At 60.6% G+C, this 17,624-nt stretch carries 17 protein-coding genes and 1 tRNA gene; 9 read left to right on the top strand and 9 right to left on the bottom strand.

Annotated elements, in window-relative coordinates:
* Position 1 precedes the first annotated feature (1 nt).
* Complete coding sequence (locus IVA93_RS02950) at positions 2-214, bottom strand: hypothetical protein (protein WP_018453104.1); 213 nt, start codon at positions 212-214, stop codon at positions 2-4.
* Between the two features lie 316 nt (positions 215-530).
* Here IVA93_RS02950 and IVA93_RS02945 point away from each other — a divergent pair.
* Both IVA93_RS02945 and IVA93_RS02940 read left to right on the top strand, forming a co-directional pair.
* A tRNA-Thr gene (locus IVA93_RS02945) sits at positions 531-605 on the top strand.
* A gap of 94 nt (positions 606-699) precedes the next feature.
* Entirely contained in the window at positions 700-2,472 is a 1,773-nt protein-coding gene (locus tag IVA93_RS02940; protein ID WP_247789699.1) for a tyrosine-type recombinase/integrase, read from the top strand.
* Here the strand turns inward: IVA93_RS02940 and IVA93_RS41100 are convergent.
* Together IVA93_RS41100 and IVA93_RS02935 are read right to left on the bottom strand one after the other, a co-directional pair.
* Positions 2,387-2,572, bottom strand: coding sequence for a helix-turn-helix transcriptional regulator (locus tag IVA93_RS41100; protein WP_524536864.1), 186 nt, complete (start codon positions 2,570-2,572; stop codon positions 2,387-2,389). The genes IVA93_RS02940 and IVA93_RS41100 overlap by 86 nt on opposite strands.
* A 188-nt stretch (positions 2,573-2,760) precedes the next feature.
* Positions 2,761-6,201: a phage tail tape measure protein gene (locus IVA93_RS02935; protein ID WP_247789698.1), complete on the bottom strand. Its 3,441-nt coding sequence runs from the start codon at positions 6,199-6,201 to the stop codon at positions 2,761-2,763.
* A gap of 574 nt (positions 6,202-6,775) precedes the next feature.
* On the opposite strand from IVA93_RS02935, the gene IVA93_RS02930 reads away from it, so the two are divergent.
* Positions 6,776-7,468 (top strand): recombinase family protein, encoded by a 693-nt coding sequence (locus tag IVA93_RS02930; protein WP_247789912.1) that lies wholly within the window; start codon positions 6,776-6,778, stop codon positions 7,466-7,468.
* Positions 7,469-7,844: 376 nt separating this feature from the next.
* Here IVA93_RS02930 and IVA93_RS02925 read toward each other — a convergent pair whose 3' ends face one another.
* The 6 genes from IVA93_RS02925 to IVA93_RS02900 all read right to left on the bottom strand — a co-directional run bounded on the left by IVA93_RS02925 (position 7,845) and on the right by IVA93_RS02900 (position 10,902).
* Entirely contained in the window at positions 7,845-8,027 is a 183-nt protein-coding gene (locus tag IVA93_RS02925; protein ID WP_247789697.1) for a hypothetical protein, read from the bottom strand.
* A 119-nt stretch (positions 8,028-8,146) separates the two neighbouring features.
* Entirely contained in the window at positions 8,147-8,530 is a 384-nt protein-coding gene (locus IVA93_RS02920; protein WP_247789696.1) for a hypothetical protein, read from the bottom strand.
* The gene (locus IVA93_RS02915; RefSeq protein ID WP_247789695.1) at positions 8,530-8,721 is read right to left on the bottom strand and encodes a hypothetical protein; all 192 of its coding nucleotides are present in this window, start codon (positions 8,719-8,721) and stop codon (positions 8,530-8,532) included. The genes IVA93_RS02920 and IVA93_RS02915 overlap by 1 nt, the downstream gene beginning before the upstream one ends.
* Positions 8,722-9,351: 630 nt before the next feature.
* On the bottom strand, positions 9,352-10,347 hold the full coding sequence (locus IVA93_RS02910) for a helix-turn-helix domain-containing protein (RefSeq protein WP_247789694.1): 996 nt from the start codon (positions 10,345-10,347) through the stop codon (positions 9,352-9,354).
* A 68-nt stretch (positions 10,348-10,415) separates the two neighbouring features.
* On the bottom strand, positions 10,416-10,589 hold the full coding sequence (locus tag IVA93_RS02905) for a ribbon-helix-helix protein, CopG family (protein ID WP_247789693.1): 174 nt from the start codon (positions 10,587-10,589) through the stop codon (positions 10,416-10,418).
* A 121-nt stretch (positions 10,590-10,710) separates the two neighbouring features.
* Positions 10,711-10,902: a hypothetical protein gene (locus tag IVA93_RS02900; protein WP_247789692.1), complete on the bottom strand. Its 192-nt coding sequence runs from the start codon at positions 10,900-10,902 to the stop codon at positions 10,711-10,713.
* Positions 10,903-11,302: 400 nt separating this feature from the next.
* Here IVA93_RS02900 and IVA93_RS40740 point away from each other — a divergent pair, with 400 nt between their 5' ends.
* From IVA93_RS40740 to IVA93_RS02885, 6 genes are all read left to right on the top strand, one after another.
* A complete protein-coding gene (locus IVA93_RS40740) occupies positions 11,303-11,437 on the top strand; it encodes a hypothetical protein (RefSeq protein ID WP_256469922.1) in 135 nt (44 codons plus the stop codon).
* A gap of 42 nt (positions 11,438-11,479) precedes the next feature.
* The gene (locus IVA93_RS41095) at positions 11,480-11,851 is read left to right on the top strand and encodes a ribonuclease H-like domain-containing protein (RefSeq protein ID WP_524536855.1); all 372 of its coding nucleotides are present in this window, start codon (positions 11,480-11,482) and stop codon (positions 11,849-11,851) included.
* A gap of 241 nt (positions 11,852-12,092) precedes the next feature.
* Positions 12,093-12,227 carry a hypothetical protein gene (locus IVA93_RS40735; protein ID WP_256469921.1) on the top strand — a complete coding sequence of 45 codons (135 nt, stop codon included), beginning with the start codon at positions 12,093-12,095 and terminating at the stop codon, positions 12,225-12,227.
* A 92-nt stretch (positions 12,228-12,319) separates the two neighbouring features.
* Positions 12,320-14,689 carry a tetratricopeptide repeat protein gene (locus IVA93_RS02895; protein ID WP_247789691.1) on the top strand — a complete coding sequence of 790 codons (2,370 nt, stop codon included), beginning with the start codon at positions 12,320-12,322 and terminating at the stop codon, positions 14,687-14,689.
* A gap of 40 nt (positions 14,690-14,729) precedes the next feature.
* Positions 14,730-15,077, top strand: a complete 348-nt coding sequence (locus IVA93_RS02890) for a hypothetical protein (RefSeq protein WP_247789690.1) — start codon at positions 14,730-14,732, stop codon at positions 15,075-15,077.
* A 2-nt stretch (positions 15,078-15,079) separates the two neighbouring features.
* A complete protein-coding gene (locus IVA93_RS02885) occupies positions 15,080-17,623 on the top strand; it encodes an Hsp70 family protein (protein ID WP_247789689.1) in 2,544 nt (847 codons plus the stop codon).
* The last annotated feature ends 1 nt before the right edge of the window (position 17,624 follow it).

Genomic DNA, 17,624 nt, shown 5'->3' with positions numbered 1-17,624 from the left:
TCTAGTCGCCGGTCTTGCCGGCTATCTCGCCGGCGGCCCCCTCATCTAGGGAACCATCTTCATTCTGCGAGGGGTCGGTGCTTGCGGCGCGTTCGCGCGCCTGCATCTTCCGCCGCTTCAGGTTTTCGCGCAGCGCCGATTTGAGCCGGTCGTCGCGGAACGCCCTCGCCTGTCTGGAGTCCTGCTTCGTGCTCTTGTCGTTCTCGTCTGCCATCACCGGTCCATTACAGCGATCGGCGATAACATGCCCGAGGAATAAGGCGGCTCAAGAGGCCCGCGCGATCCGATCGTGCGAAAATCGAAATGGATCGAATCCGGCGTATCGGGCAACTGGCCAGTTGGGTGGGGATATCGGAACCTATTCCGCGGAAAGTCGGCCGTTTCGCGCCAGAACAGGCATTTTGGCCCCGATATCGACCCGATTTTATCGCTTTGGCGGAGCTAGCAAGCTTGCACAGGAGGGGGCCTTGTGGCAGATATCGGCCCGCTTGGTAGGCCCCTCGTGGCGGCCGATTCTTATCCCAGCACATGCTGCCGTAGCTCAGTGGTAGAGCACTCCATTGGTAATGGAGAGGTCGACAGTTCAATCCTGTCTGGCAGCACCACTTATCCCTTTGGCTGCATTGATTTTATTGGAAATTCGGTCCTGAGTGCCACACAAGAGTGCCACACAGACCCATGGTTTCCTTGAACTGTTCAATGTCCAAACGCTCCCGATCTAACGTTCCTCAATTCCGCGTCCGAGTACCCTCCAAGGTCGTCGATAAGCTGCGCGGCAAGCGAGTATTGCTCAATCTATCCAACGAAAACGACCGACCGTTCATCAAGACCGTGACGATCGGTACCGACATTTCTTTCAGTCTCGAAACGAACGACCGGCTGATCGCGGAGTCGCGGCAGGCGAACGCGTTGGATCATTTGCGTCGTCTGTTCGAATTGACTGAGGCAGAGCCGGTCGCTCTCTCGCATCGGGATTTGGTGGCGCTCTCTGGAGCAGTGTATCTGCTTTATCAAGAGATCCATGGCGACAATCCAGGCGAGCCCTCCGCCTGGTCCTATCACAAGGCGCTACACCGAGCGGCGCTTGAAGGCCGGATCAGCAATCCACCGCCGGCTGCGTTGATGCCGAATGAGGCGGGCGCTGCGAGGGAGTTGCTTGGTGAAGGTGATCTGACGGAACGTGTGAATGCTCTGCCCGTCCACCAGTTCGACGCTCTTGAAGATCGCTTCGGTATTCTCGCGGATTGGGTTTTGATCCGCTACCGCATTCCTCTTACCCCTAATGACCGTCGCCGTTTCCTGCAGCTCGTCGGGACGGCGAGTCTGGATGCTGGCTGGCAGCTAAGGCGCAATGCGGAGGGGGACTACACACCCGACGTTAAGGCCCTTCGCTTCCCGTCGATCGAAACCGTAACAGCGGTCAAGCCGAAGCTGAAAATCACCGACCTCTTCGAGCTTTGGTGGCGCGAAGCCAAGGCGACCGGCCGCTCGCAAAAAACTCATGACACGTACAAAGGAGCGATCGACCGGCTGGTCAAGCATCTCGGTCACGATGATGCGGGTCGTGTGACAGAGCAAGATATGTTGGCGTTCAAGGATGCACGGCTCAAGGTGGTCACCGCCAAGAGCTTGAAGGATGGTGATCTACCCGGAATACGATCCGTGTTCGGTTGGGCCGTCGACAATCGCAAGTTAACCCGCAATCCGGCGGATGCCATCAAGATCAAGGCGGAAAAGAAGATCCGATCGAGACCAAAGGGCTTCACGGACCAGGAAGCGGAGGCGATAGTCAGAGCTTGCCTCGATTACTCCCGCAAACCGAAAGAAGATGCCAAGACCGCCGCAGCCAAGCGATGGGCTCCGCTTATAGCGGCTTACACCGGATGCCGCATCGCGGAGGCGCTACAGCTCAGAAAAGAAGATATCCGAAGAGAGTCGGGTCATCACATCTTCGATCTCAATCCGTTGGCCGGGTCGATCAAGTCCGGAAACTATCGGCTAGTGCCCGTGCATGAGCACCTTGTTGAGTTGGGTTTTCTGAACTTCGTTGAGGGCTCCAACGATGGCGCTTTATTCGCGAAAGGCAGCTACAAGCGTGTGCTCGATTTTGTTCGCGCCGTCGTGACCGACAAACGCATCCAGCCGAACCACGCGTGGCGGCATCGTCTGAAAACCATCAGCAGGAACCTTGGACTGGATCAACGGGTTCTTGATGCAATCCAAGGACATGCAGCGCGAACAGCTGGCGAAGATTACGGCGACGTGACCGTGCACGCGATGGCCAGGGTGATTGCGGCTATCCCTCGCGTCGGCCAGTCCAATCGCGTCTCTCCCCGAACTCGGCGGGCACGATCTTCCGTCGAGAAGCAGCCTGCGCCCCAGACCATCACCGACGTCGATTCGCCTCTCGCTCGACCAACTGACGTTGCCATTCGACGATCTCGTCCAAGAAGAAGCCAAGCTTCAACTTAGTGAGCGGGTACGGTCGTGGGAAACTTCCCTCTCTGATTTTGATCTCGATAGCTGTTCGGCTCAGCGGGATCATTCTGAGGAGCTGCCTCCATGGGATCATTTTCCGCAAGCCGGGCAGAAAATCGTGCTCATACCCGGGCTTCTTCGTAACCGCGGTCTTCTCGTCTTCATTCATCGGTCACTCCTTGGATCGAATTCAGACGATAGCGGCTGCCCATTCACATAGCCATTTGCAGTCGAGCTAAGTCCACATGCAATCCGGCTAAGTGTCCAGGCAGCCGCCAGAGGTCAGGTGTATTCGCTGACGGTATCGTGCGTGCGCCAGTTCATCGACTCGTCGACGCGGCGCTGCACCAGCGTGGCCAGAGCTTCCGGATCGTGGCTGCTGCCATTGATGTGGATCGCAACCGGACCGCCACCACCTCGCATCAATCCCATGCTCGCATCGCCGCGAATAGCGGACGGTTGCGGCACGTTCTGGATCATGCTCGAAGGAGGCACCTGGCTGGTGATGCCAGCGGGCACGGCAGGGTTTCCTCTGCGCACCATCAGGTTCTTGTCCGCGTCGATCCAGTGCTCTCGCACCGAGTCGTTGTCGTTGCCGGCGCGCATCTTCAGCTGAAGCTTGCCGTTGACCATCCGCGTTTCGCCGGTCGCAAGACCGACGTGTCCGCCAGGCTGGTTGTAGCCGAGACCCTTCGTCTGAAGCAGGACGTCGTTGCGGGACACCTTCGACGGATCGACCGACGAGCCCCATCTCTGGAAGCTGTTCGCGACCGCGCTGCCGGTGCCCTTCCCGCCAGCAGACTCGAGAGCCTTGTTGACGAACCGGGCGCACCAGGCATTGGACTTGCCTCGAACGTCACCACCAAGCGCTGCTGCCAGCACCTTGGTGTCGGTGTACTCGTTCATGCCCATGAAGTTGTCGGTCCAGGACAGGGCGTCGCCAGTGCCGGCCGAACCCGCGCCAGACTGCTTGGAGCCAGCGACACCAAGGTTGTTGGTGCCCCCGCTCATCTCTCCCGTGTATCTCGACACGCCGGAGAGCCAGTGCTTGTTCAGGCCGTTCGGGTCATTCGCCGCCCCTTGCGGAGCGTAGATGTCGGCAAGCTTCTGCATGTTACCGCCGGCCCGGCCGTAGTTCTTAGAGAGAACCTGGGCCGTCTTGCTGATGCCGTCGTCGAGGCCAGCGAACTTCATCTTCCTGCGCCAGTTCGTGGCAGGATCCATGACGCCGCCCGGGTTGTTGCCCGAGAGCGCCGTTCCCTTGCCCGACTCGTGCGCCATGACGCCCGCGAGGAGCGCCGGGCTGATGCCGTTCCGCTTCGCAGCGGCCACGACCTGGCTGTACTTGCCGGCCATCGGAGTGCCGGCGAAGATGCGCTCGTAGGCGGACCGGTTCAGCTCGCTAGAGGCAGCCGCAGCGCTCGCTGCCGAGCCGCCCGTACCGCTGAAGTTCGGGATGTTGTCGCGCCGGATGATGCCCTGGTTGCCCAGGATCGAGCCAGGCAGCGACGTTCCCGGCCTGTTGGTCAACAGGCTCGGCACGCCCCCGATCGGGCTTCCGCTGGAGCCGCCACCCGTCAGGATCGATCCGCCACCACCGCCTCCGTAGAAGGCGTTTGACAGGCCCGCTCCCCCGTTGATGAAGGCGGCCCGCTCGACCTTTCCAGTGAACTTTTTCAGGTTGTCGGCAAGGTCTTGACCGGTGGTGTATCCGGTCGGCTGGAACATCGGATCACCGGACGGCTTGTAGTTTTTCAAGCGCCTGATTTTCCGCCTCGTTTCGCGATCAAGGCCAAGAGCCTTATTCTTCTCGCGCTCCTCCCTGTAGGCATCCTGTAGCCCCTTCATGTCCTCAATGCGATTATTGGGGCGACCATCACCCATCACTGCTGCTGCAGCTGCAGGATTGGAAAACCTTGCGAGGAAGGCAAGGACGCGCATAGCAACTGCGCTGCCGCCGATTAGGCCGAGCGCAGCGCCGAGTCCGCTAAGACCAAGCGTGATCGCCGACAGAACGGACAGAAGCGGCGACAGGACCGCCAGAGCGACGGTAAGGCCGGTCAGCTTCGCAACCAGGTTGCCCATCTCCTTCGCATCTGCCGGATTTTTCCCGGCAAGCAATCCCAGCGCTGAGAAGGCGGTCTTGAGCCCGCTGGCAAATTCGCGAAGGCCCTCCGCGAAGCCCTTGCCGAACTCCCGCCACTTCGCCATGGTGCTGGCGCTGAAATTCCTGGCAAGCGAGGTGATCGCCTCGCCCCAATCCTTCAACCCAAAGCCCTCGCGGAGTCCGTCGACCAGCGCATCAACGTGCTGCTTGATCGAGTCGAAGTTGAAGGAGTCGGCGAGGTTAATGAAGGCATCAGAAATCTGGTCAAACCATTTTTCGAAACCGGCGCCGACCTTTTCCCAGACAAGGCCGAACGCAGCGGCGATGGACGCCCATCTGCCCTGCATCGATCGGATCTTTTGCAGAGCCGTCTTGTCCAAAAAACCTGGCTTCCCTTCGATGTCCTTTAGAACGTCCTTCAGCTTGTCGCGGCCGAGAACGAGAGTCAGCAATTCGTCCATCCACTCACGGCCGCCGATTTGCTTGGCCACCTTGGTTCTCAGCGCCTCCGGCATCTTCGCGAGGTTCTCGAGGATTTCGGAAATTGCTTCCATCGGTCGGTCTCGCATGGCTTCCGCCATGGCGCGCCGACCACCAAATCCGAGTGCGTTAGCAGCAGATGAAAGGTCGTTCGCTTGCTGACCACGCGCGGAACCTGCGCCGGCAATCTGAGAAGTCAGGAACGAAACGAACGTGCCCATTTTGAAGGGCTGGACGCCAAGGCTGATGCCGGTAGCATCGAGTGCCGCAAGTTGCTCCGGCGTCATCTTCGTGGTCGCGAGCGCCGACAGACTGCGCCGCATTGCTTCGATGATCTCGTTTCCGTCCGCTGCGGTGGCATTGTTCGAAACGGCGACCGCGTTCAAGATTTTGCTGAAGCGGTCTTTTGACCATGGCATCTGAGTTGCGAGGCGGCCAAGCAACTTGCCAACGCCTTGAGTATCAACGTCGAGACCGGCCTGTGCCTTCAGCGCAAGGTCAGCAAATTCACCGGCAACTTCCTTGGCAATACCGGCCTTGAGGCCCTCGACCGCCACGTCGATAACTTTGGTGGTGCCGACGCCGAACTTGATGCCGGCCTTGTCAGCGAAGCCCGTTCGCAGGGACGCAACGTCCGCCGCCGTGAGATCTCCGAACATCTGCGCCCGGACTTCAGCGGCTTGAACTTCCATCCGCTTTTTGAGGGCGCTGCCAACGCCAGCACCTGCAATGCCGGCACCGATGGCCATGCTGCGGATGCTTGGCGCAGGCAATCGGCCGGCACCTCTCGACGATGACGCACTGGCGAGGGATGCACGGCGTTCTGCGGCCATGCGGCGTTCAAGCTGGCGCTGATATCCGGCCTCGAGTCGCTCCAGAGCGGCATAGGTTCGGCGTGCGTCGCTCAATCTCTGAGCGTTAGCCCGATCCCAATCAGCCGCGTAGTTACGGGAACTGGACTTGCTGACGTTGCTGAGACCTCGCATCTGTGCTGCGGCGGCTTTGATCGTTCGATCGAAACCGTCCATCGACGCCATACCGGCGCGGCCGACGTTGGAGAAGGATGCGCTGAAATCCCTGGCGACAGCCTTCAGCTTTTCGATATCCGCGATGACCCGCCGGATCGCCGGAGACATTTCGTTGGTGGCAACCAGCGTGGCGCGGACGTTGATAGAGTCTGACACTCTTGTTTTCCTTGGTGATGGTGGAGCGCTGCTAAGAGCGCGGTGATTGCAGGGGTGCCGGCATTAAGAGGCCGGGGTGGATAAATCGTCTTTTAGGAGTGCTCGCTCACACGCAGCGGGAATCAGCGCGGGGTCTTTCCGAAGGCCGGGGGGTCAGAAAATGGCCCTTTTGGGAGTTCGTAGTCTGAACACCTTGGCCAACGGTGCCCCTATGCCGAATAAAAAAATCCCGTTTCTCCCGTGCCCTCGATCGGGTGCTGGGAACGTCTTCACTTTGCCAGAGGTGCAAGAGGCGACCGCGAACAGACAGGTGCACAAATTGGCAGGGATGTTCCTGGCCGGCGATGCCATGGGATTGCTGGATGGTGCGAGCGCGCTGACCGTTTCGCGAGCGGGGCGTGCAGCAGCGTGTTCGCCGGCCATCAGCCCAGCCATCCTAGTGAGGACAAAGATTTCGATTGACGGGGAGTTTCGGTCCATTACAAATACGTCAACGGACGTTGAGGAATTTGTAACAGAGCAGAGCATGGCCCAGCACAACGGAAAGTTCGTAACTTACTACCGTGTCTCCACGGGCAAGCAGGGCAAGTCTGGTCTGGGCATCGAAGCCCAGCGCGCGGCAGTGGCCACCTACCTGAACGGAGGCGACTGGTCGATCGTTGCCGAGTTCACTGAGGTGGAGTCAGGCAAGCGGTCTGACCGGCCGGCGCTTGAGCAAGCACTGGCCGCAGCCCGGCTGCATCGCGCCGCCCTGGTGGTGTCCAAGGTTGATCGCCTCACGCGCTCCGTGGCCTTCCTGTCGCGACTGCTAGAGGCTGGTGTTGATGTTCGGTTCGCCGATCTGCCTGTGATCGAGGGTGCCACCGGCCGTTTCCTTCTTCAGCAGATGGTTGCCGTTGCGGAGCTTGAGGCTGGCATGATCTCTGCTCGCACCAAGGCGGCACTGGCGGCGGCCAAGCGGCGCGGCAAGACGCTAGGCGGCAATCGCGGCTTTGTTCCCGACGCCAAGATGCAGGAAGCGTCCAGGAAAGCTCTACAGGCGCGTTCTGCGGCAAGGGCGGCAGACATCGCGCCAGTCATCCGAGAGCTTCAAGCGGCCGGCAAAACCAGCTTGCGCGCTATCGCCGACGGATTGAACGAAAAAGGCATCCCGACCAGCCGCGGAAATGGCCAGTGGTCCGCAGTACAGGTCTCAAGAGTGCTTGAGCGGCTTCCGTAGCCGGCTGAATATCATCGGAACGCCTTGCAGGCATCGCCGCTGCGGAACGTGCCGGTTGGGCACGCCTTGCCTGGGATCACCGGAAAGGCGCGAGGCGTGTCGGCGTGTAGGGCTTCGCATTTGTCCCCTTTACCGACGTAACCAGTTGGGCAGGTGCCGGCGCGCTGGATGCGTTCCCGGCCGTCGCGAGTCGGCGTCGGATACGCGCTCTCAGCCATTGCCGGTATTGGAAGCGAGAGGAGGACGAGAGGCGCAACGGTGAGAGCCGAGGCCAGCGTGGCGAGCAGTCCTACAGGTCGTCTCATAATCACCGTCGCGCCTCCCAAAGAACGGCGGCCCGCCGAGAGTGAAGCCGCTACCGCCGTTCTATCCGTTTTTAGCCGGCCATCAAGGCGCTGCTACCCTGTAGCTCGGCCAGCTTCGAGTCGACATCGGCCTGTTCGGCTAGTGCCGCTTCTAGCTCGGCACGCAGTGCAAAGACGTCAACGTTCTCCAGCCGGAGCCGCGCCTTCTCCACTCGCTGGTCAACCTCAGCCTTGCGCCGGTTGAGATCGAACATCTTCAGGGCTGCGCCACGAGCGGCCCTGATGCCTTCTCCGACTGCGTATTGCTCCGCCCTCAGCTTGGCAGCGTGCTGGCGAGCGATGGTTCCAGATCGTCTCATTCTTCTGCTGTTCCTTACTTTCCATGAGCAGCGCGCTGCCGCTCTTCCATGTATTTGCGAGTGAGGCCGCTGTAGCGGTTTAGATCAGCATCCGTGATGTGCCCCTGCTTCCGGCTGGCGGCGATCTCCGCTCGGTAGCGTTCGGTGAGGGTGCCAGCCGCTTTGGCGGTGGGGGCTTCATTGTCAATGCTTCCGAAACCTTCCGGCATCTGGTCGCGCAAGCTGCGGATGTAGTCAGCCGGTGAGATTGATCCCTTGCCGGGCAAGTGGATCAGGTTCTGCGGGGTGAGACTGGCCCCGGCTAAATCGATGGCCGCTTGCCGGACTGCATCTGCATTTGGCCGCAGATTCTGCCGGCGCGCTTCCGTCAAGATCAGGGACCCGAGATGATCGGACATCACGCTGACTCCGGCGCTGATGCCCGACCGGCATTCTTGTTCAGTTCAGCCAAAAGGACGCGGCGCATCCAACTCGACTTTGCGAGCAGCTCAGCTTTCGCGCGTTGCTCGATTGCGTGAGCGAGCGACTGAGGCAGCACGATGCCAAGGGTTTGGGTCGGCTCAAGTCGAGCCTTATCAAGATCAATCATGTGGAATTTTCCTGAAGACAGCAGTAATCGCCGGCACCGCGAGAGACGCGGTCCGGTGGATGTAGGTTGAAGTGAGGGGATAAGAATCAAGAACGCCGTCAGCGTGATCAGCTTGACGGCGTTTTGGTAGCTTGCCTATTTCCTTATAGGAGTACGTCGGAAAAGTCAAGCCCCGCGATGGGCTTCGAACTTTTATGAGAGTGTTTCAGGGAATTTAAGACTGAAGGAAACGCCTTATTTTATAGGGTTTCCGGCACATTGGGTCTCGAAAATCGTTATTCGGCTCTTTTATGGATGGGGAAAGCCGCGGCGCGACGGACGAACATTTGAACTAGTCCATTCAATGACGATCATCATTGCATATGACGACCGTCACGCCTTCCAAGTTCCCGGTGTGATGGAGGAGCAACGCGCGTTGAAGCGCTACAGTGCTCACAGAGACGCTTGAATGCTGGCAGGCGTTTGGATGCCCCTCACTCGAAACAACGCATAGGCGGCGGCTGTGGCGGCCGGGAACGGCCTTCTGCTCGCGAAGCTAACACCCCTCCCAGGTGGTGCCGCGCGCGGTGGTCAATGCGGTAGAAGATGCCGGCAGCCTGTCGCTACCGGCTTGGGATAGATACCCGGCTGTCAGATAGCCACGTTCCGCTTGTAGATGGACGACGGCTCCTTCTGGTATCCCTCGTAATCGCCATTTCGCAGGAAGTTCGCCGGATCGCTGATGAACTGAGATTGCGTCCCCTTTTTCTCTCGCATGTAGTTTGAAGTACCCTTCAGGATGATCCGGTAATCGGTCCGGCCTTCCCGTTCGATCCTATCCAGTTCTTTCTTGACCTTCATGGGGCTTCCACCCCTCGGGTAGATATCCATGAACCTCTGATACATATCGACCGGCCATGGTGCGACCTCGGCGTTTTGATCCGGGTCGTCCTGCTTGACGTTGTCATTCGCTCCCTTCTGGCGTTGAGCATCGTCACCAGCAATCAAACCACCAGCCGGTCCATGCTCGCCGCAAGCGGGCGCAAGCTGAGGCGGGTTGGTGAGGTGTTTCTCTGAGGAGGGTGGATGAGAAGAGTCGGGTGCGGTGACCGCACCCCTCGTTGCAGGTGACCGCACCCTTCCTTGCAGGTGACCGCACTCTTCCTTGCAGGTGACCGCACCCTTCCCAACGGCGAACGCTCCCCATTCCTTCAGCCGATATTCATTGACTTCATCCCGATCGTCCTCATCCTTTGAGCGCTTTATACTCAGAACGGATTTGCACGGGACCAGCTTCGTCACGCCATTGGAGCGGGTTTGACGCTGGCCGGTTTCCAGTTCTTTGACGATACGCTTTGCCGCGCGCTCGTCCTTCGCAATGTCCTTCGCCAGCGTCTCAAACTTCGGATACGCGCTACCCCAAAGGCCTTCGTCCGTGTCCTCTTTCCCCTCATTCAGCCGGTCAACGATGCAAACCAGCGTCCTGAATTGGGCATCTGTGATTTCCGGATCACTGGCAAAGGATCGGATCACTTGGAGCTTGCGGCCGGCGGTGATCTGAATCTCGGTGCCGTCCGGCGACCTGATGACCTTGGCCGGCGCGGTGTTGTCGTTGCTGTTCTTGTTGTTTCGGTACGTATGTGACATAGTACTCTCGTAATTTCTGATCGCTCAAACCCCCGGCGCGCCAACGCTGGGGTTTCCTTAAATGATGACTACTTGGTCGCGGCTTGATGCCGTTGCAGATGCACGCTCACGATCAGCCGCATGAACTGCGATCGGGATAGGCGCAATTCGACGCGCTCGCGGTCCAGCGCGGCGAGCTGGTCGGCCGGCAGGTGGAACCCGATGTAGCTGCGGGCGCTGTCAGGGTTGAAGTGCATTCCCATGTTTTCTTCCTTCCAATAACGAAAAAAGCCGCAGCGGGATTGCTGCGGCTTAGGGCAGACGCAAAAAAGCCCCACTACGGGCGGGGCCTTTGTTCAAATAATTAGCGATGTTGCAAGTTATCTAACACATCCGCTCCCAAATTTCAAATTTTGATGAAGGAGGGCCGGTCTGATGCTTCATCGGTGTGTTTTGTTGATCTGAACACCAGAGTTGGGCGATGCAGATTGTTTGCTCCGCTAAAGCCTCAGTCTTGAAATCGAAGCGGCAGGCGAACGCCACCGATGGAACGCTTGCGACGATGAGCTGCGTCAAGCGGACGTTCTCGATGTCCGAGCGTCACGCCGGGACCGGACATGATCGAAGTGACGGCAAGCAACTTCGCCTGGTGCAGCCGTCCGCGAGACACTTCCCGCTGCCGCCAGATCGACCGCCTCTCGGACGGCTCCCGCCCCACGGGATCCGAAGCGCGCCATGCTGTTCCCAGATGCTTTCGAGACGGTTAACGGTCGGACGGCGCGACGCGGATATGCGGACGCAGCAGCGGTCGATGATGCCGCGCCAGCCGGGGCGCCGTTCGGACAGCCACGGCGGGCGCAATGGGCAGTTGCGGCCCGCCGGCAGAGGTCGAAGAATTCCGGCGGGGTCGCCTTTAGCTCCAACCGCCAGTCCGCTGCAGGGTCCTCATCATTTGCCGCCATTTCAGGGAAATGGCTTGTTTTGGGTGCGGACGATCGGGGAAAACGGTTGCGGCGCCTTTGCTGCGGCTCTTGATTATCTCGCGACGCGCGCCGATGCGGGAATCTACTACTACTCGAAGTACGAGCGCACTACTTACCGCAAGCTCTAGCAGAAACATCCCGACATCTGCACGCCCGAAGACGTCGAGCGATTGTTCAGGCCCACGCGCGCTATTGATTTGTACGGAGACGTGGTCCTGAAGGCGACCGAATGGCCCATCAGAGATCGTTCGATCAAGACTCTGGCTCAATATCTGGGGTTCGTATGGCGTGATAAGTACCCGTCCTGCGCCGGCTCGGTTGAATGGTTCGACCGACGGTGTACGCACCGAACCCCAGAGCTCAAGCAGCGCATCCTGGAGTACAACGAGGACGATTGCCGCGCGGATGCGCGTGCTGCTGGACGGCATCAGAGATCTTGCGGCGGACTAGACCAAGCGATTTGGGCCTCCCGGCGTGAGCAGTCCTACTTTGCCGCTCCGGCTCATTCATACCGTGGCGGAGCTCCGTTGCGTCTGCCGTAGCGCAACAGCAACAGAACCCTGAAATCGATAGATAGACACCATCGATCTATTTCATGTAGGTCTACTGAGTCGATTGCGTTTCAAGTTCGCGTCATTTCAGGGAGATGATCATGATCGGACTTGAGCGCGATGAGCCGCCGGCGATTGACGGGAAAAGCGGCGGCGGAGCCGTCCGGAAAGCTTGCCGCGCCCCGCAACCTATGGGACGGTCCGAGCCGTCGCACAACGAGCGGGAAGGGCAATGGCGGACAAAAAGCCAGCCACCAGAGGCAGAAAGTCTCCGGAGGGTGAAAAGAAGCAGTCTCTGACGAGCATGGATCCGGACGTCATTCACGGGATCAAGGCGGCCGCCGCGCTGCGCGACAAGACGGCGTAAGCTGGTTCTGGAAGAATCCGCCAAGGAGTGGCTCGTCCCGCATCCGGACGGAAAGAAGTAGTCGTTCCAACGGCGGCATTTCGAGTCGACTGATGTCATCAGGTGGCGCAGACACGCAGACGGAAAGCGATCTCGACGCGGAAATCGCCGAGCTCTCGGCCATCATTTCCCGCAATCCAAAGGACGCCAAAGCACATCGCCGAAGGGGCCTCCTCAAGGCGCGTAGCCGTCGTTACGACGAGGCGCTGCAGGACCTCGAGCGCACCTTGAAGCTCGCTCCCGACGACAGTCACGCATATGGGCTGAGGGCCTTGGTGTGGGCCAAAAAAGGCGATCGCGACCGCGCGCTGCGCGACTTCGACGAAGCCATTCGATTGGCTCCGGACGACGCCATGTTGTTCCGGACCCATCGCGACCGCGTACTCTCCGAGAAACTCGGTGGTCCCGTGGCGGGTGGCGATTTCAACATCCTCAAGAATCCTTTCGTGCTACTCGGCCTGCCGCCGACGGCGAAGCCGGCCGGGATAAAGGAAGCGTACGAAGACGCGATCGAGGACGAGGTCGACGATGCAGACCTCCTGATGCGGGCGCAGCAGACGCTGTTGACGCCGAGGCTCAGGACCGAGGCGGAAGTCGGCGGCTTCCTCGACGTCGATCCGGCCTCTGCAGCGCAGATCGTGTCCGACATCCGCACGGGAAAATCGATCGGCGAGATCCGGGGGCGGCTGATCAGGCTGCACTCCTTGCCCAGATCGAACGTTATCGCCCACTACGGATCGGCGCGGCCGTTGGAGCTCGACGACCTGTGCCATCTGATCGAAGTCCAGGCCGCCGTCGCGCCGGGTGGGGTGTGCGATGCCATTAACGACGTGCGTCAGGAGATCGGGCTGGGCCGCGTCGACCGCGATACCGTCGCCGAGGCGCTATCCAAGCTGCTGGACCGGCAGACCAAAGCCGTGATCGAAGCCTTGGGCTTCGAAGACCGCTCCGTCGCGGTCTTCGACCAGTTCGTCTCGAAGGTCGCCTCAGGTGCGGACAGTGCGACGATATTCATGCTCGACGTCTACGTCTCGATGTATCGTCAGACCGTGGCTTCCGAGCTTTCCAAACGCGGCGAGGCCGTCGTCGCGCTATGCGAGGAGATCAGGAAGAATCCGAAGCCGGACGGCACCTACCGCGAACTGGAGAAGGCGATCCGGTTCTGGTTCGCGCTCCTTCGCCCCGTCCAGACCTACGAAACCCACCGTCAGCGCGAGGACGCAGTCACGCGGGAGATGTACGGGAAGGTCCGCGAACTCGCTCTTCATCTTTCCAACGAACGGTGCGAATTCGAGAGCGCGGCAAAGATCGTCGCTGTAGCATCGCGGGTCTTCGGTCACTTGCCGCGCGCTGCCGACCAGATGGCCGATGACGCCAAACAACTCGTCGAATTGCGCAACGACAAACTCGCCGACGAACTCCTGACTCCGCTTCTGCAGGCTTGCGAGCAGGCCAACAATTCACATCGAACGGTCGAATGCGAACTGCTCAAGGCCGGCTTCGGGTCCGGGTCGGTCGGGAGCATCAAGTCCATCTTCGACAAGTTCGTCGAGGCGGTGAACTCGACGGCCAAGCTGCCTTTTTCGGACACGCCGTGGCGCCTGGTCCGCGCCATCGCCATTTCGCTGAACAACGAGTCGTCGTCGCCGCAAGCCGCCGACAAGATCATTCAGGGACTTCTCGACTACGCGACGCAGAGGCCACCGACGCCGGAAATGACCGCCGTCCTGCGGGAAGACCAGCGAGCCGTCCGAAAGAACCACGTCGAAAACGACCTGACGAAGAACCTGCAGGCTCAGAAGTGGAAGGAAGTAGAGCAACTCGCGGAGAGGCTTCTCACGCTCGAAACGGACGAAGAAAATCTCAAGGCGGCACGGACGATCCGGGATGCCGCGGCCGCCAAGCGCAAGGCCGGTACCCGTGTGCTGTGGTTCTGGGGGATCGTCATCGTCGGCGGCGCAATCTGGGCCTTCTTGGCCAACAGCGGCAGCACCGGACCGCAGAGGTCCCAATATCAGCCGCCGCCATCCAATTCCAACACGACATGGCCGCAAACGACCTCACCATCTCAAACGACGACCCCGCCTCCGCAGAGGAACGACAGCTTCGACACCGGCGAGGCGATCCCGGCGGTCGGCACCGGCCTGGCGCTGACCAGAGCCAACATACGCTACTGCGTATTTCAGCGCGTTCGGATCGAGGCTGCCCGCCCCTTGATCCAAGCCGGCGTGCCTAGTCAGCGCTTTGGCTCGGCGGTCGACGACTACAACTCGCGCTGCAGCGACTATCGGTATCGGCAAAGCGACAAGGATGCCGTCGACGGCGAGCTCCTCGGCAAACGGTATTCGCTCGAATCCGAGGGCCGCGGTCTCGCGGCGTCCTGGCGACCTCCCAGTCCGTCGGGAACGCGAGGTGGTCGATGACACTGGGTATGCCGACAATACGTGCTAACGGGGGATGCTCATGACGGACAGCGAAGAGACCGTGGCGCGCCTCGCCGTCGAGTATTGGAAGCTCCTCCGGGTGCTTGAGAGGGCTCTCGACAGCGTTCCAGAAGACCGGCGCGAAAGGTACGCATCGCAGGGTCGGTACGCGGCCGACCGGCTCGACGAGCTCCTGAGGGATCGAAAGATGTCGGTTCAATCGTTCGACGGGATGGACTTCGAAATCAATCTTCCCGCGTCGCCGGTCAATGGGGACGAATTCCCGGGACGCGCGGACGTCGTGGTAGCGCGAACCATCGAGCCCGCGGTCATCGCGGACATGCGCCCCGTTCTGATGGGCAAAGTTTACCTGGCGAGCAAGGAGTGATCATGTATCTCGGTATCGACCTCGGAACGTCCAATTCGGCCATCGTCGGCAATGATGGTCGGGAATTGCGTCTGTATAAGACGGTGGACGGATCGGACGTGCTTCCGAGCGCGATCATGATCGATCGGCGGGGCGGGATGTTCGTGGGAAAGAGAGCCTATGAGCAGGATGCGTTCTCGCCGGAAAACGTCGGCAAGAAGTTCAAGCGCCTCATGGGCACCTCGAGTCCCATCGAGTTCAAGAGCGCCGATCGGTCGATGAGCGCCGAGGAGGCCAGCGCCGAAGTGCTCAAGACGCTCCTGTCGCAGGCGAAGCTGGCGGCCGGTCAATTCGACTTGGAAGGCACGGTCATCACGATCCCGGCGGCGTTCAACCAGATGCAGTGCGAAGCTACCATGCGGGCCGCCCAGGCCGCGGGCATCGGCAGGGTGGGCCTGGTCCAGGAACCGATCGCAGCCGCGATGGCCTCGATCGCCGATCGCCAAAGACGCAATTCGGCGCTGAAGGACGGGCAGTTCCTCGTCTACGACCTGGGCGGCGGCACGTTCGACGTGGCCATCGTGCAGAGCGTTGGGGGCACGATCAACGTCGTCGGGCACGGCGGCATCAACATGCTCGGCGGCACCGACTTCGACCGCCGGGTCGTGAATGAGATCGTACGGCCTTGGCTCATGGACCAATTCGACCTGCCGGAAGATCTGCAGAAGCATCCGACGTACCAGCGCGTGCTCAGGATCGCGGGGTTCTACGCGGAAAAAGCCAAGATCGAGTTGTCGGCTCAACCGTCCACGCGGATTTCCGCGGACGAGAGCCAGCTGTCGTCGCGCGACCAGGCCGGAAAGGAAATCTACCTCGACATTCCGTTCGACCGACGACAACTCGAGGACCTGATCTTCGACCAGGTCGAGCGCTCGATCGACGCCTGCCGGAAGCTGCTCAAGGAGAACGGCTATCAGGCCGGCGATATCGATCGCGTCGTGTTCATCGGCGGTCCGACCAGGATGCCGATCGTGCGGTCGCGCGTGCCCGAGCAGCTGGGGATCGCGGGAGACCTCGATTCCGATCCGATGACCGCGGTCGCCTTCGGTGCCGCGATCTTCGCCGAAAGCCGCGATTGGTCGGGTGAAGCGGTGACGGCCAAGCCGACGCGGGCGACGGCCTCCGCCGGCGGAGCGGTCAAGATCGAGTACGGCTATCCCGAGCGCACTTCGGATGCGCGGATTCGGATCCGGATCCGGCCGCAACCGGATTCGCAAGGCAAAGGCTACCGGCTTCAGATCGATAGCGACATGGGTTGGACCAGCGGGCAGTTGCCGCTCGACGGCACCGCTTCGATCAACGACGTCCCAGTGGCGCGCCGAGGTGAAAACCAGTTCCGCGTGATGGTTTTCGACGCATCCGGAAACCCGGTCACCGATGCCGAAACGAGGATTGTCGTGAAGCGTACGGACGCCTCGTCTGCGGGCACGCCGATCACCCACACCATCGCCGTGAAGGTGGTCGTAAACGACGGAGGAATTCCAAAGAACACGCTCCACGAGCTGGTGGCGAAAGGACAGTCGATCCCCGCCAACGGAACGGAAAACTACCGGGCAGCGCACGACCTGAAGGGCGGCGAGAAGGCGGGCCTCGATTTCGAAGTCTACCAGATGGAGCCCGGCGTCAACGATCCGGCTCTCAATCTGCACGTCGGAAGCTTCCGCGTGGACGGCTCCCAGCTGGAGATCGGCGACATCATCCGTCGCGGGGATATCGTCCGTGTGCACTGGAATCTCGACGAGAACGGACTGCTGAACTGCGCGCTCGAGGTTCCGTCGATCGGCCGTCGCTTCGACACCGGCAAGATGTTCACGGATCAGGGAGCCAGAAAGAGCTTCGAGGGGCAGGAGGGAGAAGAGCTCGCCAACTCCATCCTCGACACGACCGCGACCGAACTCGAAGAGCTGCACCGGGCCGTCGGCACCAAGAACAACGCGGACATGGAGGAATTGAACAGGCGACTCGAGGAGCAGCGCGCCAACCTGAAGACCTCCTTCGAGGCCGACACCCGTCGATCGATCGTCGAGGAAGGTCGCGCCATCAGGCAGGAAATCTCCCGCATCAAGAACCGTCCCGAAAACGTCGGCGCCGTGCTGATGGAAGAGACCGATCGTCTCGTCCAAGACTACGATTCCATCGTCCGGCCTCACACGTCCAAATCGACGAACGATCGGTTCGACGCGCTGGTCGGGCAGGTCCGGGAGGCGCTTCGCCACGGTCGCCCCGACGACGCACGAAAGTCGCACTCCGAAATGTTCGCGATCTTCATGACCGGCGCCAAAGAGCATCCGGGCTTCCAGGTCGACATGTTCCTTGCCTTCGCGCGCGAACGGCATCTGGCCATCGACAAGACGCTTCACGATCGCCTGGTCTCCGAAGGGCAGGCGTGCATCGACCGGAACGATCTGGAAGGGCTCCGCCGAACGATCGGCCACATTCTGGACAACCAGATACCGACCACCGCCAAACAGGCGGCCAGTGCCGCTCTCGCCGGGCTCATGAAGTAGC

It is taken from the genome of Bradyrhizobium sp. 155, assembly GCF_023101105.1.
GTDB lineage: Bacteria > Pseudomonadota > Alphaproteobacteria > Rhizobiales > Xanthobacteraceae > Bradyrhizobium > Bradyrhizobium canariense_D.
This window is presented reverse-complemented; position numbering and strand designations above follow the sequence as displayed.